Here is a 24,476-nt window from a genome sequence, read left to right on the forward strand (position 1 = left end):
GATGAGTCATGCCGTTACAATTACATTTGAAATAAATACCGACACTGAACGAGGGGAAATAAATGATTTACGTCAAAGCTTGTTGAATTTGCAAAGTGTAGTTCATTCTCAATTGGTTGCTAATTGTATTAATGATTTATTAGAACAATTGCAGAAAGTTGAAGATCAATTAATTGCAATTAGTGGTTTACACACAGAAACAGGAAGTAGAAATTCTATTGATCAGAAATTTCTTGAGTATGAACGTCAAAAAAGTCATTTATTAAAAACTGTACAAAATTTACAAATTGATGTGTCTTACGAAGAACTAATTAATGAAAATAACCAAATAATTCATAACTTAATAATTGAAAATGGTTTTTTATCTAAAATTGTGATTGATCAATTAGAATCTCAAGGTTTAAATATTAATCCCGAAAACTTTTTAAGTGTTTTAAATGAGGTTAAACAAGCAAATATTGACCAAGAGAAATACAACAACCTAAAAACTTCATTAACTGAAATGCTAATGAAGCAAAATGTTGATCATAAATTAAAAGGAACATTATTAAACGAATTTATGATGATGCAAAACTACCAGGAGCTAGCAGACTTTGCTGCTTATGTTAAGGAAGTAGTGAATAACTATAATGAAGCATTAAAAAAACAAAAGATTTATGAACATATTTTTGCAAAGCACAATTATAAACCTAGAAAACTGGAATTTATTATTAAGAAGGATGATGAAAACAAATTACGGCCAACATTTGCATTTATTGCTGATTTTGTTAATCAAAAACAACACAATAATATTTTAAAATTAACTCTAAATTTAGATGGCACAGTTAGTTATGATATCGGCGATTATGAACGTCATATGTGTTGAAATCTTGCAGAAAATGTACAGCAAGATTTACTTGCTTACAATTATAAATATGCTAAACAAACATTAACTCGTAATGCTTCAAACGCGCGTCCATTAGCGCGAGCAATGAAACAAAAAACAGGAAATAACAATGCTTAAATCATTAGAATATTTGAAAATTAAACTAGCTCAAAAAAATATTATTACTATTAGTGGTAATGTTAGTGACATTTATGGATACCAAAAACACGATAATAAAAATCCTGAGCAGAAAATGTTTGTTGAAAAGGATTTAAAAGGTATTATTAGAGATTTTGCAGAACAAGAACAATACAAAATATTGGAATATTTCTCTCCATCTTTTGGGGGTTTAAATTTACTAAATCAATCCAATAAGGATGAATATAAGCCTATAGATTGCCCTAATCTTGACGCTTTCTTAGACCGTATTATTGAACAAACCACGGATATTATAGATGAAGACGGAAATATGATTACGCATACTAAAGGAATTTATGTAATTAATTTTGCTGATTCATATTTTGACAGCAACAATAATCAAAATATGTATCTTGAAAAATTAATTAGCTTATTAGCTCAATTTTTAGACAGCAAAAAAATTGAAACTAAATTTGATGAAAATGCAGATTTACGTGAACAGGATAAATTAGTTTTTATTACCCGTGATCCAAACCATTTGTTTAAGGATATCTATCAAAATAACATTGAATATGCTGAGGTTATGATTAAAAAACCTAACATCAACGAACGTCGGGATTTAATTAAGTACTATGCCGCGTCCTTACGCACTCAGGATGCAAATCTTTTTAAACAAAACAGTGTTGCATTAGAAAAAGTTGTTGCATTAACTGATAAACTATCGTGTATAGAAATCGCTCAATTCGGACGTATTAGAGATAAAAGCCAAACATTTGTTAACCGTTATAATCTTGTTAATTTTAATAAACAAGAATCAGAATGAGAAAAAATTAATTTTAATAAGATTAGGGAACTCAAAGAACATTTTAAGAATCGGGTTAAAGGACAAGATTATGCGATTGAACAAATAAATATAAATCTTATAAATTCGTTTTTAGGTTTAAACGGTTTATTGTATAATGAATCACGTTCAAAACCTAAAGGAATATTATTTTTTGTTGGACCAACAGGAACCGGAAAGACAGAAATTTCGAAAACATTGGCAGAATTTGTCTTCGGAAATGAATCTAAATTAATTCGGTTCGATATGTCTGAATATAATCACGAACATTCTGACCAACGATTAATTGGTGCTCCCCCGGGGTATGTGGGCTATGATTCGGGGGGAGAATTAACCAATAAGGTTAAAGAACACCCGTTCAGCATTTTATTATTTGATGAAATCGAAAAAGCGCATCCTAGAATTTTAGATAAATTTTTACAAATTCTCGAAGACGGAAGATTAACATCTTCAAAAGGAGAACTAATCGATTTTTCAGAAACATTCATTATCTTTACATCTAATATTGGAACTAATAAAATTGATAGTTCTAAGGACGAACTAACTGTTCGTCGTCAGTTTGTAACAGAAGTTCGCAAGCATTTTATTGAGAATATGAATCGTCCTGAGTTGTTAAATCGAATTGGAGAAAAGAATATTGTTCCCTTTAATTACATCACTGATTGAAACATCATCAGGGATATTGTTCTTATGAAAATTAAACAGTTATTTAATAAAATTAATAACCAATATAATTTAAAAATTAATTATGATAAGGCAGAAAATGATTTCATAGAATTTATTAAAAATAAAAGTGATGAGAAAATGGGGGCACGTGGGATTATTAATGTAATTGATAGTACACTAACGACAAGTGTTAGTCAATTTATTTTTGATAATTATGAATTTATTCAAGAAAGAATAAAAGAAGATAAAATTATATTTGCAGAAATGATTATTCAAAATAAGAATATTCTCATTGATTTAATTAATGATTAATAATCCAAAATAATAAATTAAATATAAGCACAGTAGTGTCTCATTTTATGATGACACTACTGTTTTATGTTTATCGGTTTTTGTGAATATGATTTTTGATAAATAATAAATTTATTTAGAAATTATTGTTTTTTATATAGAGTAGTTAGAACTATATTTTGGTATTTTTATTATGGAAGATAAAAATTATCTTCTCAAATAAGATTTTTTTAACAGAGTAATTTATAAAAAAGACTAGGAATTATAATAATATGAATAAATAAAGAATAGTAATGAACGGATTTGGTAATAATTTTATAAAATATAAAATATTAACTTTTGCTATTAAAGAAAATTCGGAATAAAATATGCGATTAATTTTATTTAATCATATAAATATTAATTCACTAACAATATAAAAAATGTGACTACACTAAAATTCCTTATGAAAACTAATAGGTAAAATAATACAAAAACCAAGACATGAGTTTTACTATACAGAACTCATGTCTTGGTTTTTTAATAGCAGTTAAAAATATAACTAAGCATTTTGTTTATGAATTTTTATTATTTGTTTTTTTATGTTTTTTTGTTAAATAAATGATTAATGGAATAAGGATTATTCCTAAAATAGGAATAACAATTATTGCTCAAAAAGCATTGTTGTTATGTTCTTTTTTTGTACTAAGAACAGCTGTATTTTTAATTATCTTATCGTATTGGTTATTATAGTTTTGTAGTTTATTTTTTGGTTGTTCGCCATCAGATTGATTGATAAGATTTTTGGTTGCTTTAACTTGTTTTAACAGTCCATAAAGTTTATTGATTTTATTTTGTGCTCAATTTTGATAATTAGTATTAATTGTTGTTTCAATTTGATTAATCAATAAATCATACTGGCGAATTAATGGGTTATCACTTGGTTGTATTGGTTGAGGATTTAACGGACCTAATGGTTGTTGAATATAGTCTGTTGGTATTGAAGTTTTAATTGATTCGTTAGGATTTTTTACTTCTTGATTCCCTTGTTTTTTGGATTCTGAATGATTAGTATCAGGAATCGCTGTTGGTTGGGGTGCAGGAAAATCGGGCTGATTTTCTATGTTGTTCTCTTGGTCTTGTTCATTTAGTTTTGTAGCAGGATTATCATAAGAATTAGTTTTGTTTGGTTGTTCTAATTGTTGCTTTTTGTGCGCACTAGTTTTTTGGTTTTTTGGTAAAACGATATTAAATGTATGTTTAACATGTGTATTTAAATAATTTAAATGAACAGTAACGTTTAGTGTGTTGTTCATTATATCAGCGTTAATATCATCAACCTTAATATCTAAATCTTCTAGATTGCTTTTGATAGTTAAATCATTAGAGGTAATAGTATTGATTGGTTGATCAGGATTAATGATTTTAATACTAATTAAGGGTATTTGATTATTGATGATTTCTGTTTTTTGATTTTCTAAATTATTAATTAATTCATTGAAATTATTATCAATTTCATCACTGATTTGTTCTAAATTACTAATTACTAAATCAGTACTATTAATTTGTTTTAAAACATTAGATATTGTGGTTTGTCACTGGGTAATTGAACTAGAAAATATTTGTTTTGTAATAAAGGGAGCTAATTGTTGGTTATATGCTTGAATTTTAGCTTTAATTGTTTGTTTGTAAATATTTTGTTGATTAATAATTTGTTGTAGATTATGATAAGCTTCTTCTAATAAATTAGTTAATTGATTAATTGCATTTTTCAATCAATCAATATTGTTTTCAATATGGTTGTGATCATATTTCACAATGCTAGCGGATAATACATTGGTTATATTCGCAAAATGTGTTTGATGCTCAGTGATGAATTGATTGATTTCGTTGTTAATTGTTTCATATTGTGCTCGAAGATCATTTAGTTTTTTATGATTGTTCATATCCTGAGTTGTTAAAAAACCAGAGATAATTTGGGTTTTTATTTTTTTGAAACCTTGGAAACCTAAAGAGTATCTAAGGGTTAAACTACCGGTTTCATTGTCGGGTATTAAAACTAAATGTTCAACATTTCAGTTATCTGATAAAACAGGGGGGATTAACTGGTTAGCATCAATTTCGCTTGGAAGAACGGTGTTCTTAAGATTATCAGCAATTGAATAATTAGTACGTGATGCCTGAGTATAAAAATTTTGTTCAGCTGCTTTTAATGCAGCTTGCTGATCCAGGCTAATTTGTTGGTTTGCTAGCTTGTTTTTTAATGTAATTAATTTGTCTACACTTTCTTTAATGTCCAAAGTATTTGTATGTTCTGATGAGATTATTGAATTATGGTGATTAATGGCGTTATTGATTTCTGTAATTAAGGATGCATAACGTTCGGAATTTATCGTATATTGGTTTTTTAAAGTAATTAATTGGTTGACAATATTGTGATAATCAGCAAGTGCTTTAGTACGAGCTTTTTTAGCAACTAATGCATCGTGCGCACTTTGTTTAATGTTGTTTCAGTCATTATAATTGGTTTGAATTAAATCAGCATCTAAACTAGTGCCAATTACCTGTTGTAGGCTTTGGTAATGTGTGTTTAGATCGTTTTGGATATTTGCGTCATTTAGGGTGTAGTACTCATTATTTGAGTAGTCTTGATCAACCAATAAATTTTGTTTGATTTTGTTGAGCAATTGGACTAACTCATTATATTTATTTTTTAATGTATTATATGTTTCTTCGTTATCAGCACCATTAAATATCTTTATTAGATTAAGTTTTTGTATGGGGGTAAATGAGTTGTAGTATGTTAAATCATTTTGTTGGTAATTCCGGTCGATTCAATTAGTCAATGTATTTTTAACAGCTTGTCAATTAGAATAATTGCTTATATTTGAGATTTGGTTTACAAGATTATTTTTTTCTCATTGGTATAAATGGTTATTATTTACAATTTCTTGTTGCAAATGTTCGAGAGGATTAGATGTTAAGATATGTGTGAATCTTGATAATTGATTCTGATAATTAATCAGTTCTTCTTCGTAACTATTAGAAACTAATGCGTGTTGCAAGTTATTGTAAGTTTCGTTTAGCGCGTTTTGGTCTTCTACGGTCAATAATTGATAACCTTTTTTAGTTTGGTAATCCGCAAACGAACTAAATATTGTTTGCGTGTTTGACATTGTGCTATTTAAACTAGTGTATTCTTCTAGTAGATTACTAATTTGTTCAATATTAATTGAGTTTTGTAATGTGTTATTCAAATGAGTTAATTGTGCTTGATTTAAATGGTTTAAAAGATGAATTTTGCTAGGTAAACCGAGGTTAATTAAATTTGTTAATAATTGGACAAATTGGTTTTTATCTGGTTGTGCTTTTATGTGAACTTCTTTTAATTGATGTAATAATAACGTTTTTTGATTAGGATACAAAATGTTATTTGATGAAATTAATGTCTGTTGTTGAATATACCACTGGTGATTTGTTTCAATTGTGCTTTTTAAAATATTTAAATTAGAAATTCAATCATTTAATTGATTAATACTTAAGGAATTTAAATTAGTAATTCTTGTTTTGATTTCATTAATCAGATTAGTATAACTTTGTTTTTGACTTGTAGGAATATTTTCAAATTGGTTTGTAGTTTGAAAAGTTATAAAACCATTAATAAAATCTTTCAAACTAATTAATGCCTGATTGAAATTGCTTGCATCCGTAATAATCGGTTGTACATCTTGTCCATTATTAATAGTTTGTTTAATTGCGCTTGCGTATTTGTTAAATAGATTTTGGTCGTTGATAGTGTTAAAAAAATCATTAACAGTATCAAGGGAATTATTTAAATCACGAATAATATTTTTCTTGCTATTAATTGATGTACTATGTTGGTGAATTAAGGATGAAATTTGTGAAGCAACATCACTTCCATTATTTATTGCTTTTATTTGATTAATTAGAATATTAGGAGTATTTTTCATGTTGCAATTTTTTGGTCTCAATCGTTTTTTGAATCTAATAACCAAGTGAACTTATGTTGATAAGACGATTGCAGCGCATCAAAGTTTGCAAAATTTATATCATCAACAATATAAGCAATGTTTTTGGCTAATAAAGCGTATTTTTGAACTTTTTGATTGATTTGTTCAATCTGCATACTTGTTAGTGTTTGGTTTAGAAATAAAGTGTTTATTTCATTGTTAATACTAGTTTTAAGGTTACTTAGAAATCTTGTATTTTCTTCATTGAAAACTGCTTGGTAATTAGTTGTTGTTAATTGATTATAATTATCTTCCAACTTATAGAGATGTTCTAATAATTCATCTAAAGCTGGCTTCAATAAATTTCATCGATTTTTAATCTTAATAAACGTTGTTTGATTCGCATTAGAATTACTGTGTAAAGTGTTTAAAGCATCAATAAATGCAGTTGTTAAATAATTACTAACAATCGAATAATTTTCAAGATAATAACTTTGCATTAAGGAGATATCTGCTATTAAGGTGTTTTTTTCGTTATGATATTGGGTCGGAGCAATTGAAATGTTATCCAAAGTTAAATTATTATATTTGCGAGGGATAAACCAACCATTATCAGGTGTTTTCTTGTATGCTACTAGTCGTAAATGCATTCCTAGATGTACAGGATGATTTGCTTGCAAAACAATATTAAATTTTTGTTGGTTAAAATTAGTTGGTATATTGACAGTTTGCAATAATCGATCATCATCATAGACTTCAATAATTGCATTCTGATAAGCATTTGGATTATCTGATGTATCTAGTGTTATTTCTTGGTCATAGTCATAAATTGGTTGTTGTGTACTAATTTGTAGATTGGTCATTAAGGGTCCAAGACCGTTGTGGTTAATATAATCATCCGAATAATAGAAATTAGTTCGGTAAATCGCCTGAATTATTGAGGGACCTGGGAAATCCATAAATACAATACCTAAACTGCCTAAAGCATTTTGGGTTTTTAAATATCTTGTCATTAATGGATTCACATCTCGTGAAGATACGAATGGTCGAGTGCGACTAGCGTAGGACATAAAGTTTAAATAAAAAAGTTCCTCATCATAAGGACGATTATTTGTTTTTTGCATAAAGCGTTGGACAATTTGCGCTTTATGATTAGGATCATTAATTCCGTCGTAATTGTCTTGCAAAGTATTTCTTCGATCAACGACGTTGTCGTACAAAAACCCCCCAGTAAGATCTTGGTTAACAATATGGTGTCAATGGTTTAAGAAAATGACTTTCCCTCGAAATGATTCCACATTAAAATTACTTGTATTTTTTAACTGCCATTTTTGTAATCCGTTGGGATTATATAAATAATTACGATACTTATTTAATACACGCTGATATTCTGCATTCGCTTGACGAGCATAATAATCTTTGTTTACATTAAAATTTTCGTCTTTAATCCGAATAATAACAAATTCTGAAGGATGCTTAGCTAGGAAGGTAGTGACATCACGCATCGCATCATCAAGGGTTTGTTTAGATGGGACAATACCATGCACCAGACGTCCATCATTTTGCATTCGCAGATCAAAACCCCTGATTCCTAAACGCAATTGATCCCGAAAATTATATGCTTGGGTTAAAGCGTATTCCTGACCAAAAAAGCCATAAATACCGCTATATGAATACATTGTAGAGTCATGAGTTGCGGGAATACTTAATGAAAAAATACTACGATTATTAGGTATTTGTGCCATTCAATCTTCTGATAGCAAACTAGAAAAACGGTCATTAATATCTCCAGTTCGCCATACATAAGATAAACTCTCATCAAGATAAATATCTTTCTTTTGAGCACTAATTACTAATGTGATTAGTGGAGATAAAACCACTGGTGTACTATATAGTAGATGGTGTATAAATCTTTTTTTACGCATTAAATTATTTGTTCCCTCTATATGTTACTTAGTTAATTATTATATATCAAAAGATATGTTCTAATGTTAAAAACATATGATAGAAAATTTTATAATAAAAATCAGCAAAATATAGAAAAAATAACAATTATTAATGTAGTGCAGATGGTTTAATTTTTCTTTATTTAAATTTAAACTAAATATTATTGTTCATAAGGTGTTTTGACTTGTTTTTGAAAATTTTTAATAAATTAGTATTTTTTGTTTATATTTATAGTAAAATCCAATCATATATTCATGATATTTGCTACACAAAATAAAAATAAGAAGGATTTATATGTCACAAAATAAACAAGCTGCACAGCGTGCGGAATTACATAAAAAAATATGAGCTATTGCTGACGATGTACGAGGTAATATTGATGCATGAGATTTTAAAGAGTATTTTTTAGCAATATTATTTTATCGTTTTATTTCAGAAAATTTAGCTGATTACTTTAACAAAAAATTACAACAAGCAGACCCTGATTTTTCTTATGAAAAGTTAGATGATGAAGAGGCTAAAAAATATTTTAAAAATCTTAGTGTCAATGAAAAAGGATTTTTTATTTTACCATCTCAACTATTTGTTAATGTTATCAATGAATATGTTGATAAATATGACAACAACGATAATTTAAATATTTTTTTAACTAATGTTTTTAAAGATATTGAAGGTAGTGCTGATAGTCTTGAAGACAATAGCCACATCAAAGGTTTATTTTCAGATATTAATTTTGATAATAATCGTTTAGGAGCAACTCTTAGAGACAGAAACAAAAGATTATCTGATTTATTAAAAGGTATTCAAGAAATTAATTTTGCAACTGTGCACGACCAAGACATCGATACTTTTGGTGATGCATATGAATTCTTGATTTCAAATTATGCTGCGAACGGTGGAAAGTCGGGGGGGGGAATACTTTACACCACAAACAGTATCTAAATTACTTGCTAAAATTGTAACATTTCAAAAGCAATCAATTAATAACGTTTATGATCCAACGTGTGGATCTGGATCATTGTTGCTACAAATGAGTCATTTTTACCATGATCAACATAATAAAATAATCAAAGGGGGTTTCCACGGACAAGATGATAATTTAATAATCTATAATATGTGTCGGATGAATATGTTTCTGCATAATATTAATTATTCGGACTTTAATATTAAACATGGTGATACTTTATTAAAACCCTTACATGACGATAACCAAAGATATGACGCAATTGTTAGTAACCCGCCTTATAGTGCTAATTGGACAGGAGAAGACGATCCAACATTAATTAACCAAGACCGCTTTAGTCCAGCGGGTGTTTTGGCACCAAAAGGTTACGCTGATTTTGCTTTTGTTTTACATACACTACATTATTTATCATCCCAAGGACGGGCTGCGATAGTTTGTTTTCCTGGAATTTTTTATCGTAAAAATAATGAACAAAAAATTCGAAAATATCTAATTGATAACGATTTTATTGATTGTTTAATTCAATTACCTGAAAACATGTTTTTTGGCACATCGATTGCAACATGTATTCTTGTGTTAGTGAAAAATAAAAACAATCGTAATAAGAATAAGGTATTGTTTATCAATGCTTCTGATTGTTTTAAAAAAGAGGGGAAGAAAAACATCTTTACTGATAAAGATATCGAAAAAATTATGTTTGCTTTTGAAGATCGTAATGACGACGATCATTTTGCTCGATTAGTTGATAAACAGGAAATTATTGATAATGACTACACACTTTCGGTTTCTAATTATATAACACCAAAATCTAATAAAGAAATTATTGATATTAAGCAAGTTAATAAGGACTTAGCAGAATTAGTTGTGAAAATTGACGACTTGCGTGCAGAAATCGATGAATTAGTTAAGGAACTTGAAAATGATTAAATTTAAGGAATTACTTGTGAACGAGCAAATTCAATGAGTTAAATTAAAAGATGTTTGTGAAATGAAACGAGGAAGAACAATATCTAAAAAATATATCGCTGATAATGTCGCCCAATACCCTGTTTATTGTCTACAAGCATTAAACGATCCTATATTAGTTAAAATGAGTACTTATGGTTTTAATGAAGAATATGTTAAATTGCACCAATTAGGAGATTATGATGAACATAATTGATCTCATTAAAAAAGAAAAAGTAGAATATGTGAAACTTAAAGATATTGCTAATTTACAAAAGGGTAAAATTATCACTAACAAACAAATTATTACTGGTGATATTCCTGTAGTCAGCGGTGGGATGAAACCTAGTTACTATCATAATCAAGCAAATATCTTTGAACCTGTAATTACCGTTGCCGCTAGTGGTTCCGCAGGTTTCTTGGATTACTTTGAACAACCAATTTGATTATCTGATGCAATTGGTATCACTAAAAAAGATAATATTCTAATAAAGTTTCTTTATTATTATTTAAAACATCAACAGGATATTATTTATGGTTTGAAAAAAGGAAAAGTAGTATCGCATATTTATATTAGTGACTTAGGCAATATTTTTATTCCTGTACCTTCCTTAGAGATACAAGAAAAAATTGTGAAAACTCTTGACAAATTTACAAAATATGTTAGTGAACTGCACCGTGAACTGCACCGTGAACTGCAATATAGAAATAATCAATATACTTACTACCGAGATTATTTATTAAATGATAAAAATTTACTAAAAATGTCAGAAGGATCAAAAACAGATAAGTTTTTTCTAGAACACAGAACATTACAGGATATAGTTTATGTTGATGCTGCTGGAGTGGATAAAAAAATCAACGATAACGAACAAATGGTTTCGTTATTAAACTATATGGATGTTTATACAAATAACTATATCCATAAAAGATTGTTAAATATGACTGTATCAGCTCCAGAAAATAAATTAACGAAATGTAACATTTTAAGAGGTGACATTTTTGTTACTCCTACATCTGAAACAACTGAAGATATTTTTAGAACCGCAGTTGCTATTGAAGATATTGATAATGCTGTTTATTCGTATCATCTTGTTAGATTACGATTGAAAAATGTGAATTATACAACTTCTTGTTATCTAAATTACTACTTTAAAAGCAATTTATTTAAATCACAAATTAATAAATATGTTTATGGTCAAACTAGAAAAATGATACCAAAAACATCAATTTCAAAAATGTTAGTTTCAATTCCGCCGCTACTGATCCAACAACAAGTTGTCAGTATTCTTGATAAGTTCAGCGAACTTGTAACCCAGACAACTGGTTTGCTTCCAGAAGAGATTGAGAAGCGTCAAAAACAATACGAATATTACCGCGAAAAACTCTTGACATTTGATTTAGAAAGTGGTAGCAAGCAAGCAAGCAAGCAAGCAAGCAAGCATAAATAATTACTTATCACTTTTAGAATCATTATGTCTTAAATACAATGTTAAATACTTACTAAACAATTATGCTAATGCAGTTTCATATGTCAAACTTGAGGATATTTGTGAAATTAAACGTGGTCGAGTTATTTCCAAAAAGGATATTGCCAATAACGCTGGTGAATACCCTGTATATTCATCACAAACATTAAATGATGGTATTATTGGCAAAATTAACACATATGATTATAATGGCGAATATGTAACCTGAACAACCGATGGGGCTTATGCGGGTACGGTTTTTTATCGGAGTGGCAAATTTAATATTACAAATATTTGTGGTTTATTAAAACCAAAAAATCACCAACAAATATTACCAAAATTCTTGGCATATTATTTGCAAAAAAATACTAAAAAATATGTAAATTATGCAACAACTAATCCAAAATTAATGAGCAACACGATAAGTAACATCCAAATTCCCTTAATTCCAATTGATATTCAGCACTACATTATAAAGACCCTAGATAAGCTATCAAGTTTAATAAACCAAACAACAGGCTTGATTCCTAGCGAACTTGCTTTCCGGACTAAACAATACGAATACTATCGTGAACTATTATTGAACTTTAAAACGACCTAATTAAGTAAGAAAGAATATTTATGTCTATAAATAATAAAATTTTACAAAATGAACCAATTGCCGAAATTCCTGATGGGATTATTTTGGGAAAATATGAGCCACAAAATAAAAAGAATACAAAATATCAAACTGAAAAAGAATTAGAAGATCAGTTAATTTCTGATTTAGCAAACCAAGGTTATGAACGTTTACATATTTATAAGCAAGAAGATTTAGAAATAAATATTAAAGAACAAATCCAACGTTTAAATAATGTTGTCTTTAATGATGACGAATGAACAGAGTTTAAAAATAATTATTTATTACCTAGTAATGGTAAAGACATAAAATCATGTACAAGGCGAATTCAGGAAGATGAAATATATACTTTTAAATTTGATGATGGTTCTTCAAAAAATATCAAAATTTTTGATAAAAAAGACATTTATAATAATAGCTTGCAATTTATTAATCAAATGCAAAATACAGGGCTTCTTAATAATCAATATGATGTAACGATTTTAATTAACGGTTTGCCGATTGTTCAGATTGTACTTAAAAGACCGGGCGTGGATATTCGTGCAGCATTTAATCAAATTCAACGTTATAAAAAGGAAAGTTATAACAATTTTTATAACTATATCCAAATCTTTGTAATTTCTAATGGGACGTTTACTAGTTATTTAGCAAACACGAATGATAAAAATAAAGATCAATTTAAATTTAGTATGAACTGAGCGGATGTTCAAAATAATGTTATTAATGATCTAAACGATTTTACTACCAGATTTTTTGAAAAAAGAACATTATTACAGATTATTACAAAATATTGTGTTTTTACCAAAGATGGAAATTTATTAGTTATGCGCCCATACCAAATTGCCGCAACTGAGCGGATTTTGTGAAAAATTAATTCAAGTAATAAAAATAAAATTTGGGGGAACAATAAAGCAGGTGGATATATTTGGCATACCACAGGAAGTGGTAAAACATTAACATCTTTTAAAGCAGCGTTGCTAGCAAGTCGTTTAGAAAACATTGACAAGGTACTTTTTATCGTTGATCGTAAAGATTTAGATAACCAAACTTTAGAGGAATTTAAAAAATACGATGAGGATAGTGTTATTGGTAGTAATTCTACCCAAAATTTAAAAAATAATTTTGAAAAAAGTGATCGAAAAATTATTATCACAACCATTCATAAAATGAAAAAATTTATTGACAATAATCCAGATCACCCTGTATACCAAAAACATTGTGTTTTAATTTATGATGAATGCCACCGTTCTCAAACGGGGACTTTCCAGAAAAAAATTGCTAGTAAATTCAAAAAACATTATCAGTTCGGATTTACAGGCACGCCGATTTTTCGCACAAATGCCATTAATAATTACACCACAGAACAAACTTTTGGCGCCTTATTGCACCAATATGTTTTATTAGATGCTATCAGGAATAAAAAAGTACTTAAATTTAAAGTTGATTATATTGAAACAACGGGTCATAACAATAATGAACGCCCGAGAATAAAAAGAGATGAGCAAGATGAAGAAAATGTTGATTATTATTACGATATTCAGCAAGAAAAATTGTTAAAACATCCGAATAGAATTCAAGCTGTTAGTGAGCACATTTTAAAAGTTTATAATACTAAAACTGCACGTATTCGTACAAATGAACGAGAAAAAGGTTTTAATGCTTTATTAGCAACTACAGACATCGAAGCAGCTCGTAAGTATTATGAAACATTAAAAAAATTACAAAAAGATAAACCAAAAGAAGAACAATTAAGAATTGCAACAATTTTTAGCTATCAGGAAAATCCTGATCGAGGTGATGGCGATATCGAGGGTGAAGATATTGAAATAGGCCAAAATATAGATAAAATGGAATTAACTGATAAACAGTTTTTAATGCAAACTATAGATGATTATAACAAAATGTTTGAGAATAAGAATATGAATTATAGTATTCAAGAATTCAATGAATACTACCAAGATGTTTCTAAGCGTACAAAAAAGAAAGAAATTGATTTATTAATCGTTGTTAATATGTTTTTAACTGGGTTTGATGCACCAACATTAAATACGTTATTTGTAGACAAAAATTTAAAGTATCATGGTTTAATTCAAGCATTTTCACGCACAAATAGAATTTTTAATGATAAAAAAACATTTGGTAATATTGTATGTTTTCGGGATCTAAAAGAACAACTCAATGATGCGCTAAGATTATTTAGTGTTGCAAATGATAAAGATTTATATATCTATGTTGAGCGTGGTTATAATGATTATTTCGAGGGCTATAAAACAGATGATGGCGTACATAATAGAGGTTATAAAGAAGTTTGTGAAGAATTGATATCCCATTATCCTGATCCCAGCGTTTTAGAAAACGCAACAGATGAGGAAAAGAAAAAATTTGTTGATTTATATAATGAATTCATAAAATTAAGAAATATATTATCTTATTATGATGAGTTCGGAAAAGACGAAAAGGTTGAGATTATTGGAAGTCAGTTACAACAAGATTTACAAGCTGCTTATCTGCGAATTAAGGATGATTTTAATAAAAAAAGAAAAGCGGATGCAGAAAAAAATATTCCCAATTTGAATGATGAAATTATTTTTCATACTGAACTTATAAGTACAGATGAAATTAATATTGATTATATTCTTAAATTAGTTTACGATTGGTGGATCGAAATAAAAAAACATAATATTATTAAAGAACATAATATTATTCATATCAAAAAAACTATTGGTGACATATTATCAGCCCATATAGACTACCGCCATAAAAAAAATATATTTGAATATTTTATAGATTCATTAGTAAAAAATGGTCTTGCAAAAGATGAAAACTTCGAAGAATTTAATCGTATTTTTCTTGAATTTACAAAAAATAAAAAACAAGAAAAAATTGAAAATTTGATTAGTGAAGAGTTTTTAACAGAAGGAACTTATGAGTTTATTGAAGAATGTTTTAGAAACAAAAAACTATTAGAAAACACTTCTGAAAAATTGAATCGTATTGTTCCACCAACACACTATACTAAGTTAGAAGCAAAAAAAGAACAAGTGTTAGAGAAAATCAGAAAAATAGTAGAGGAATTCGAAGGTTTATAATAGACAAAGTATAAAAAATGAAACACATGATGTGTTTCATTTTTTTATATAGGTTAATGCTATTAGTTTTCTTCTAACCGAGCCATATCATTAACATATAGTTTATCATTAGAGTTAACTAAACTAATTACATAAAGTTTCATTGGTGTATGAACTTCGTTCATTATCTCATTTGTTTCATAATCAGTAATTGAAGATAATTGGACTGTTTTTAAATCATCAGAATATGAAGATAAAATTTGAATTTGATCATTAATTAAAAATTTATTTTTAGATGTAATTAAATATTGATTATTCCCTAAGATTTCTGTGACAATAAAAATAAACGATTGTCCAACAAGTTCTTGTTTATCGTGGTATAGCATTAATTCGTGTCCAGGATTACCATTCATTCATGCGACATTTGCTAACCGGTTCATTGCTTTTTGCAGCTGATTTTTTAACTCATCTCAGTTAACTGGTTGGCTGTTTTGATAAGCCTTAATGGCTTGCTGATAAGCGTGAACAATGGTTGCGATATAGTGAATTGATTTCATTCGTCCTTCGATTTTAAAGGAGTGGATTTGTAAATCCATTAACTTGGCAAGGTTGCTAATTTGAATCATATCTTGGGATGACATTGAAAAAGGGGAGGGTGTTTTATCAAGGATGTGATTTTTAATATTATAAGATCATCGACATGAATGAGCACATCCACCAACGTTTGCATCCCGTAAACTAAAATTGTTGCTCATCATACAACGTCCTGAGTAGGCAATACATACTGCTCCATGGATAAAAACTTCAACCTCAATTTGTTGGTTAAGATTTTTCATTAATAAACTAATCTCATCGATTGTCATTTCTCGGGATAAAACAACACGGTGTGCACCATTACGTTTAAAAAATAATGCAGATTTTGAATTTGTAATTGATTGTTGTGTACTAATGTGAATTTCGGTTTTTTCACGATAATGTTTTTTTAAATGGTCAATAATAAATGGATCCGCACTAATACATCCATCAGGGGGATTGACCATAATTTGGTCAATGAATTTTGCGAAATTCTTGGTCAAAGGCATATGACAGATAACATTAGTTACTAAATAAACTTTTTTATTACGTGCATGTGCATAATCAATTAACTCATGAATTTGTTCGATTTCAAAATTGCTTGCACGAGCACGTAAAGAATAACTTTTCGCCCCTACAAACACTGCATCAGCCCCGTAGTCTAAAGCTATTTTTGCCTTAAATAAGTCGCCCGCAGGAGCGAGAAGTTCATAATTAAAATCCTTATTTTTCATGCTCATATTTTTCCATACTTAAAATATCTTTAATTGTTCCATAAAAACTGTGTGTAATTGTTTTGTTATAGCTAAGATCTTTAATCGTGTTTCACGCAGTCTTTTTAAATACCTCGTCATAACTATTGTTATCAAGGTGTTTGATTGCTTGTTGATACAAGTCAACAAGCAATAAAGATTCTTCATCGGTGTGCAAATAATTATTAATCCAAAGTAAATCAACTTTCGTTTCTTTAATTTTATCTAAAATATCTACACAGCATAATTCATAACCACTATACATATGAGTTCCATACCGGTCTTGCTTTAGTAAATGCGGATACATACGTAATTGTTCCTGGATTTCTAAAAACGCTTCTTTATCAAATTCCACCTGTTCATACTGTCGTGCATATGCGGCAAAATTTGATACTAAATTTCATCGCGAATGCATAACAAATAATAAACCATTGATTTGGATCATTGTCTGGATGTTTAGTGGATTATCGTGACAGATCATTTTAACTTCTGCTAACCACATTTCACGGGCTAAGAAAACACTCATAATTTGATTTTCTGCAAAAAAAGGAAATTGTTTTGAACTCGTCACAGTTGTTTCAGAATTATACATCAAATTTAAACCGAGATTTTGTTCTAAATTAATTTCAGCTACCGCATAATCGGAAAACATAATTAAATCAACTCCTATTTTCTTAAGGTTAATCAAGTATTCTGTTAGCTGATCTAATTGTGCATCATAAAAAAAAGCATTAACTGCAACAATGATTTTTGTTTTTTGTTTATTATTGTTTAATTCCACTAAATCATTTCAAGTACAACTAAAACTCATTCGTACACTATAATCATCATCCCCCACAATGATGTACTCTACTTGCTTATTGATTAAATCATAAGCGTTTTTTAAACTAGTGGGACTTACACATAACTTCATTCTTTATCTTTCTACATATATTTTGCAATATATCATCTTTGTTAACATTTTATCTTTAAGTATTATTATATTATAGTAATATAAATATGATTAGCAAATAATCATATAGGAAACCAATAACCAAAAAGAAAGAAAAATTATGACTAATTCACAAAATGAACTCCAATTAATGACGATTAAAATTTTAAGTGCTAATGAAGAAAATAAACTTGATGATCAATGTATTGGTAATAACCATAATTCCCCTGGATTAACTTGAACCAAAGTACAAGATGCTAAAAGTTATGCTGTGGTAATGATTGATTACGAAGCAACACCCGCATGCGGGTTGAGCTATGTGCATTGATTTGCGTGTAATATTAAAAATAATTATTTAGATTTTAATGATGCAAAACTAAACAAAGATTTAATCCAATCTAAACCAACAGGGGCTTATTGATCAATTGATTTTACAGTACCAAATACTAATGAACTAACAACTTCATATATTGCCCCATTCCCCCCTAACGCACCTCACCGTTATGAAATTCGTGTTTACGCCCTAAGAAATGATGTCCAATTTGTTGGTAGCAGTACAACAATTAGTATGGATGTTTTTGATGCTCTGATTAATGAAGCAGGAATTATTAATTACGGGGTGGTGTATGCACATGTTCCACAATTAACGCTTGATGAAGAAAAACAAGTGGTTAAAGGGGAAGTATACCCATTAACGTTAATGAAAAATGAAACATACACAAAAATTAAGGATGTATCAATTAACCATTTATGACTAAACATTTTTACAAAGGATATGTTATACCGTTTTATTGATCCATTACAGTGTGATTTATTGATTGAAGATGATGCTAGCGGTGCAAAAGCGTATGCAATTCTGATTACAAGTAATATTGGTTATCAACAACACGGAACGAGTATTGTGCATTATGCGCATATTATCAATAAAGATGATAAGCAGCGTTTTAAATTTTTAAATTCATATGCAACTAAGCCTGATTTATTAGATATTAACCCCAAAGTAATTAAAATGATCGGAACAGAATTTGCGGTTGTTTACGATAAAAATAGTAAATTAACAAATAGTAATGAATGATATTTAAATGTTAGTGTCTTTGGATTAGATAAAAAAATTAATGATTTAAATAAAAAAATTATTGATCAAAGTGTTGCTGGCATGTTTGATATGATTGCAGGTCATACAATCGCTTATGCAAACAAATATATTAAAATCAAAGTTTAGTTATTAAAAGTATTATATATGAGTAGTTCATATAAACGTAGTCAAAATAACACAAATGTTTATTTACAACACAAAGCATATAGTGTGATGCTAAATAGTAGCAACGCTTTGGGGTTACAAGCAAATAAACTACAAAAAAGATTTGCACAATATCCCAAGCTTAATATTTCAAGCAGTACAATCAATTTATTTGATGAATTTAATATAAATCTTCCTACAAAACTAATAGTATTAGTTGATAAACAAAAACAAACCGATTGATTTGATTATGTGCAAGCAGTAGTAACTAAAATGAGTATTTTAGATGATCAGATTGAAGTGCCTGAAACTTTTAGTAAGGAAAATGAATTTAAGAAAATCAATAAAATATACCACGAGTGGTTAGAATCCAAACGGGATTACATAGTTTTAAATCATCCTGATGATTTAAAACCAAAAAAACTAACTTCATTAATAAACAAAAGAATACAAGGTCACCGTAAGAACTGATTAGAAATTAGTCTTTTTGTTTTCATTGGGTTAACTGGGATACTGGCAATTGTGTTAATTATTTTAGCTGCTTTACAACTTTTATAACAAGAAACATAAATTTATCAATTTCAGGAAATCGCTAAGTTGATAATAATAGCAAAATTAATTAAATAAGGTGAAATTATGTCAAGTATCAAAATTGCAATCGATGGACCCAGTGGTTCAGGAAAGTCATCAGCAGCGAAATTACTTGCTGCAAAATTAAATTTTTTATATGTTAATACGGGAAATATGTATCGCACATACGCCTATGTATTACAGGAAAACGGTTTATTAGACTTAATTAATGATCAGCTAGATGAATCATTACAAACTAAAATCAAAACTTTTTTAGATAATCAAGAAATTATTTTTAGTGGAGACGATGTTTTTGTAAATGGATTAGACATTAGTGAGATTGTACGTCGCAACGAAACTGCAAATCTAGCGAGTATTGTTGCCCAAAATGCTTTTATTCGTACTTATGCAACGAATAAACAACGCGAAATGGCTGATAGCCAAAACACAGTGATGGATGGCCGGGATATCGGAACTGTTGTACTAGTTAATGCTGATTTAAAAATTTATTTGAACACTAAAATTGAAACCCGCGCTCAGCGCCGGTTTGAGCAAAACCAAGGAATTGACAATCAAGACTATCAAACAATTTATAACGAAATTAAATTACGGGACGAAAAAGATATGCATCGCCCATTAGCACCATTAAAAAAAGCCGATGATGCTATTGAAGTTTTTAATGATGGTATGAATGTCGAACAATGTGTAGATTACTTATTAACCATTGTTAATGAACAATTAAAAAATAGATTTTAATTATTAGTAAGTACTATTGATAGAAAAGGTTTTTAACAATTAATATTTGGTTAAAAATCTTTTTTAATGTGAAAAAATTAGTTGATTAGACTATAAAATTATCCGAGGTTCAAACTTGCTTTTTTTATTTTTTTCGTATAAGATTATAGAAATATTTATATGAAAATTTTTCATCAACTGATGGATAGAATAGAACCCAAAAAAGGTTCTTTTATGTGTTTATAGTAAAATTTAACAAATATAGGGTAAAAAGTGTTTTTTATGGTTTTAAAAACCACTTTTTATTTTTAGTTAATATTTTTGCATTATATAATATTAATGCACCGATGATAAAAAAAGTAGACGGATAGAATATGGTAAAACAAAAACATAAACATTATTTTAGTTTTGATAAACATTTACGAACAATTAAAGGGTTAGTTATTTCGTGAAGTATTATCTTCACAATCATACTGCTTTACAGTATTGTTTTCGGGGTAATAATCCACTTTTTAAGTGCTCAAAACTTAAATGTCCAAGATGCGTTTATTGTTAATCGAAGTTATTTAACAAATCCAACTAAAAACATTATTTATGCAGGTTATGCAATGTTGTATTTTCCTTTATTATTTTTAATTGGTTGTTGAATTAATGGTATTAACAATGTGCATAAATCCGTTTATTTCCATTGACTAATTTGGTTTTTATATGTTGTTGCGACAATCTTACTCATCATTGCAATGACTCTAATTACAAATATTTACATCTATATCTAATATTTAATAATACACTCTTATTGCAAGAGTGTATTATGTCATTTACTACACATTAAAATAAAAAACAGAAGGTATCTAAAATATGCATAAAGTAGAAAATAATAAACCCGTTTATCACAGTCGTGAGGAGTTAGTTGATAAGATAAAATTAAGTTTTGCAGATGATTTTGCTTTTAATTATATTCTTGAAGAAAAAGATGCAGGGATTTTAGAATCACGCAACCTTTTAGCTCTTAAAGGCCATAATATTAATGAAATCTTAATGGATATGGTGATTGAACTTTCCAATAAAAAACGCACAAGAAATACAATTAAATATTTAAAATTACGTGACCGTTTAGCCCAATTTTCTCTAAAAGATGAACATTATGAAGAAATTGTTGCAACTCTTGAATCATTAGGGATTACTGTTACACAAATTGATTTATTTCAAAAAGATAAAAAACTATCTCCAACAAAGAAAAAAGATGAATGAGGAATCGATGATACGATGGAAATCTCATCTACTAAAATGGGTATTGCATCATCGCTAGGTGAAAAAGTCGATGATGGAATTAAAGCCTATTTAGGTGTTTTAGGAGAAAGTAAAATCTTAAAGAAAGATGATGAAGAAACTTATGCAAAAATGGTATTAGAGGATGATGAAGTGGCTCATAAAACGGGTGTTGCACAATTATACACTTCTAATATGCGTCTTGTAACGTCAATTGCTAAAAAATATTTAAACCGTGGTCTTGAACTAGAGGATTTGATTCAAGAAGGTTCAACGGGCTTATTGAAGGCGATTTCGAAATTTGACTACGAAAAAGGTCATAAATTCTCCACTTATGCAACATGATGAATTCGTCAATCAATTACCAGAGCAATTGCTGATCAAGCTCGTCAAATCCGGATTCCGGTTCATATGGTAGAAACGATTAATAAGTTAACAAAAACTGAACGTTCATTGGTTCAAGAATTGGGACGTGATCCTACTGCTGACGAAATCGCAAAAGCGATGAATAAGTTAGAAACTCTAAAAACAACATCTCCAATCACTGCGTCTCGTGTAGTAGAAATTAAAAAACTAAATGTTGATCCAGTCTCATTAGATAAACAAATTGGTCATGATGAAGAATCTCAATTTAGTGATTTTATTTCTGATGATGAACTAATTTCACCAGAAAAATACACTGAACGTCGTGCTTTGAAAGATGAAATTAATGAAATTTTCCGCAAAGTTTTATTAGAAAAAGAAGAAAAAGTAATTAAGATGCGTTATGGTCTTTCACCTTATGAACGACCGTATACACTCGAAGAAGTGGGTCAAGAAATTAAAGTTACGCGCGAACGTGCTCGACAAATTGAATCAAAGGCACTTCGTAAATTAAAACATCCTTCGAAATCTGCAAAGTTAAAATCATTCCTATTATCAATTAATGATGGTAAATAAGAAACTTCAAACAATTGCGGATTTAATTCCTGATAGTCGATATTTAGTTGATGTTGGATGCGACCATGGATATTTAGGGATTTATGCTCTACTAAATAACAAAGTGGATTATGTTCTTAATTTAGATATCAACGCTGAACCACTAGAACAAGCGCGTCGTAATTTTCAAAAATATAACTTATTAAATCAGGCGTCTTTTGTTTTGAATGATGGGTTGAAGAATCAAAAATTTGATAAGCAAACAACAGTTGCAATTGCGGGGATGGGTGCTAATTTAATTATTAAGGTTCTTGAGCAACAAACAGCATATGCTGATGCATATATTTTATCTGCTAATTCAGATGTTATTTTTTTAAGAACCTACCTTTATGAACACAATTATTTATTAGTTAACGAAGAGATTGTGTATGAAAAAGGGAATTATTATTTTGTTTTTTTAGCAAAACATTTAAATAAAAAAACAGATTATCATAAAAAGGATTATTATATAAGTAGGTCACTATACACACGAAATGATCGTGTTTATCGTACTTATTTACAAGCGCGATATGACTACTTATCGCAATTAGATATTGCCAAAGTTAGTCAACATTTACGTGACGAATATCAATATCTCAAAGGGGTTATATTAAATGAAAGATAATAAAATCTTAAAAGTTCAAGATATCTATGATTTCTTGTTGACAAAATATCCGCTAAGTTTAGTTGAACCTGATGATAAATCAGGTTTATTCTATGTTCATGATGATCCAGTAACCAGTGTTTATGTTGCATTGGAAATTACGCCAAAGGTTTTGCAAGAAGCAAAGATTTACGGATCAAACTTGATTATTACCCATCATCCACTATTTACTAATGATGACATTACTGTTGATAAACCGTATTATGTGAATGAATCTGCTATTAACTTTTTAAAAGAAAATAAAATTGCTCACATTAATTTACATTCTAATTTTGATAAATCACCAGATGGAATGAACATGACGATTGCTAATTGATTGAACAATATTAATGGTAATGGGATCGGTATCGGATTGGCGAATATTCAACAAGATCCTAATAATCCATATATTGTAACCGCTGAAACTAAGGTTGGAATTGGAATTGAATATATTTCGCGTGTAATTAAAGCGACTGTTCGTTCACCAATGGTAAAGTATAACAATAAGTGGGTTAACCATCGTGTAAACAAATTAGCTATTTGTGCTGGTTCGTCATACAAGTTTGCTGATTATGTTTTTAATGATTTAAAAGTTGATACTTTCTTATCAGGTGACTTAAAACATCACGATTGAGTTGATGCTGAAAGTAAAAATCAAAATATTATTGATATGCACCATTTAGCTGAAAATGTATTTGTAATGGTTGTTGAAAAAGAATTATCAGCTATATTTGCAGAAAATTTAACTATCTATAAAGCTTTGGAACCGATGAAAATTCGTTTAGTTTAATCATAACAAAAAAATATCTTAATATCACCTTATGATAGGTGATATTTTTTTGTGCAATAACCATAACAAATTTTAATCATATTTACACATTTATTTTGCAAAATTAAGCAAACTTTTTTTGATGAACAAAAAAACACGGATTTTACACATTTTTCAATGCTTTAATAATGTATAAAAATTTTCTAAGTGTTATTATAAGTGTGTAAATTATTTTTTTAAAACAAAAAATAGTTGAAAACTCAATTATGTTGGG

Annotated in this window: 17 protein-coding genes and 1 pseudogene; 14 read left to right on the top strand and 4 right to left on the bottom strand. The window is 28.7% G+C overall.

Features of this window, described 5'->3' with window-relative positions:
• Position 1: 1 nt before the first annotated feature.
• On the top strand, positions 2 to 1,003 hold the full coding sequence (locus tag OF377_RS01435; protein ID WP_263836127.1) for a hypothetical protein: 1,002 nt from the start codon (positions 2 to 4) through the stop codon (positions 1,001 to 1,003).
• The gene (locus OF377_RS01440; RefSeq protein WP_263836128.1) at positions 996 to 2,822 is read left to right on the top strand and encodes an AAA family ATPase; all 1,827 of its coding nucleotides are present in this window, start codon (positions 996 to 998) and stop codon (positions 2,820 to 2,822) included. Before OF377_RS01435 ends, OF377_RS01440 begins: the two co-directional genes overlap by 8 nt.
• 533 nt (positions 2,823 to 3,355) lie before the next feature.
• Here OF377_RS01440 and OF377_RS01445 read toward each other — a convergent pair.
• Complete coding sequence (locus tag OF377_RS01445; protein WP_263836129.1) at positions 3,356 to 6,751, bottom strand: lipoprotein 17-related variable surface protein; 3,396 nt, start codon at positions 6,749 to 6,751, stop codon at positions 3,356 to 3,358.
• On the bottom strand, positions 6,727 to 8,676 hold the full coding sequence (locus OF377_RS01450) for a hypothetical protein (RefSeq protein WP_263836130.1): 1,950 nt from the start codon (positions 8,674 to 8,676) through the stop codon (positions 6,727 to 6,729). Before OF377_RS01450 ends, OF377_RS01445 begins: the two co-directional genes overlap by 25 nt.
• Before the next feature lie 316 nt (positions 8,677 to 8,992).
• Here OF377_RS01450 and OF377_RS01455 point away from each other — a divergent pair.
• The 5 genes and pseudogenes from OF377_RS01455 (at position 8,993) to OF377_RS01475 (ending at position 15,784) form a co-directional block, all read left to right on the top strand.
• Positions 8,993 to 10,589 (top strand): annotated as a pseudogene (locus tag OF377_RS01455) (type I restriction-modification system subunit M).
• Positions 10,582 to 10,833, top strand: coding sequence for a restriction endonuclease subunit S (locus OF377_RS01460; RefSeq protein WP_263836131.1), 252 nt, complete (start codon positions 10,582 to 10,584; stop codon positions 10,831 to 10,833). The pseudogene OF377_RS01455 and the gene OF377_RS01460 overlap by 8 nt, the downstream one beginning before the upstream one ends.
• Complete coding sequence (locus tag OF377_RS01465) at positions 10,811 to 12,058, top strand: restriction endonuclease subunit S (RefSeq protein WP_263836132.1); 1,248 nt, start codon at positions 10,811 to 10,813, stop codon at positions 12,056 to 12,058. Before OF377_RS01460 ends, OF377_RS01465 begins: the two co-directional genes overlap by 23 nt.
• Positions 12,015 to 12,677, top strand: a complete 663-nt coding sequence (locus OF377_RS01470; RefSeq protein ID WP_263836133.1) for a restriction endonuclease subunit S — start codon at positions 12,015 to 12,017, stop codon at positions 12,675 to 12,677. Before OF377_RS01465 ends, OF377_RS01470 begins: the two co-directional genes overlap by 44 nt.
• A 20-nt stretch (positions 12,678 to 12,697) precedes the next feature.
• Positions 12,698 to 15,784 carry a type I restriction endonuclease subunit R gene (locus OF377_RS01475; RefSeq protein ID WP_263836134.1) on the top strand — a complete coding sequence of 1,029 codons (3,087 nt, stop codon included), beginning with the start codon at positions 12,698 to 12,700 and terminating at the stop codon, positions 15,782 to 15,784.
• A 62-nt stretch (positions 15,785 to 15,846) separates the two neighbouring features.
• On the opposite strand, the gene OF377_RS01480 is transcribed toward OF377_RS01475, so the two are convergent.
• Together OF377_RS01480 and OF377_RS01485 are read right to left on the bottom strand one after the other, a co-directional pair.
• Positions 15,847 to 17,076 (bottom strand): peptidase U32 family protein, encoded by a 1,230-nt coding sequence (locus tag OF377_RS01480; protein ID WP_263836135.1) that lies wholly within the window; start codon positions 17,074 to 17,076, stop codon positions 15,847 to 15,849.
• Complete coding sequence (locus OF377_RS01485; protein WP_263836136.1) at positions 17,060 to 18,001, bottom strand: peptidase U32 family protein; 942 nt, start codon at positions 17,999 to 18,001, stop codon at positions 17,060 to 17,062. The genes OF377_RS01480 and OF377_RS01485 overlap by 17 nt, the downstream gene beginning before the upstream one ends.
• A gap of 139 nt (positions 18,002 to 18,140) precedes the next feature.
• Here OF377_RS01485 and OF377_RS01490 point away from each other — a divergent pair, with 139 nt between their 5' ends.
• From OF377_RS01490 to OF377_RS01520, 7 genes are all read left to right on the top strand, one after another.
• A complete protein-coding gene (locus OF377_RS01490) occupies positions 18,141 to 19,241 on the top strand; it encodes a YbhB/YbcL family Raf kinase inhibitor-like protein (protein WP_263836137.1) in 1,101 nt (366 codons plus the stop codon).
• Positions 19,242 to 19,259: 18 nt separating this feature from the next.
• Positions 19,260 to 19,817, top strand: coding sequence for a hypothetical protein (locus tag OF377_RS01495; RefSeq protein WP_263836138.1), 558 nt, complete (start codon positions 19,260 to 19,262; stop codon positions 19,815 to 19,817).
• 78 nt (positions 19,818 to 19,895) lie between these two features.
• Positions 19,896 to 20,585: a (d)CMP kinase gene (gene cmk / locus OF377_RS01500; protein ID WP_263836139.1), complete on the top strand. Its 690-nt coding sequence runs from the start codon at positions 19,896 to 19,898 to the stop codon at positions 20,583 to 20,585.
• 353 nt (positions 20,586 to 20,938) lie between these two features.
• Positions 20,939 to 21,340, top strand: coding sequence for a hypothetical protein (locus OF377_RS01505; RefSeq protein WP_263836140.1), 402 nt, complete (start codon positions 20,939 to 20,941; stop codon positions 21,338 to 21,340).
• Between the two features lie 82 nt (positions 21,341 to 21,422).
• On the top strand, positions 21,423 to 22,772 hold the full coding sequence (locus OF377_RS01510) for an RNA polymerase sigma factor (RefSeq protein ID WP_263836141.1): 1,350 nt from the start codon (positions 21,423 to 21,425) through the stop codon (positions 22,770 to 22,772).
• Positions 22,762 to 23,415, top strand: a complete 654-nt coding sequence (locus OF377_RS01515; RefSeq protein ID WP_263836142.1) for a tRNA (adenine(22)-N(1))-methyltransferase — start codon at positions 22,762 to 22,764, stop codon at positions 23,413 to 23,415. The genes OF377_RS01510 and OF377_RS01515 overlap by 11 nt, the downstream gene beginning before the upstream one ends.
• Complete coding sequence (locus OF377_RS01520) at positions 23,405 to 24,223, top strand: Nif3-like dinuclear metal center hexameric protein (RefSeq protein ID WP_263836143.1); 819 nt, start codon at positions 23,405 to 23,407, stop codon at positions 24,221 to 24,223. The genes OF377_RS01515 and OF377_RS01520 overlap by 11 nt, the downstream gene beginning before the upstream one ends.
• Positions 24,224 to 24,476 lie beyond the last annotated feature (253 nt).

This window comes from Ureaplasma sp. ES3154-GEN (genome assembly GCF_025780075.1).
GTDB lineage: Bacteria > Bacillota_I > Bacilli_A > Mycoplasmatales > Mycoplasmoidaceae > Ureaplasma.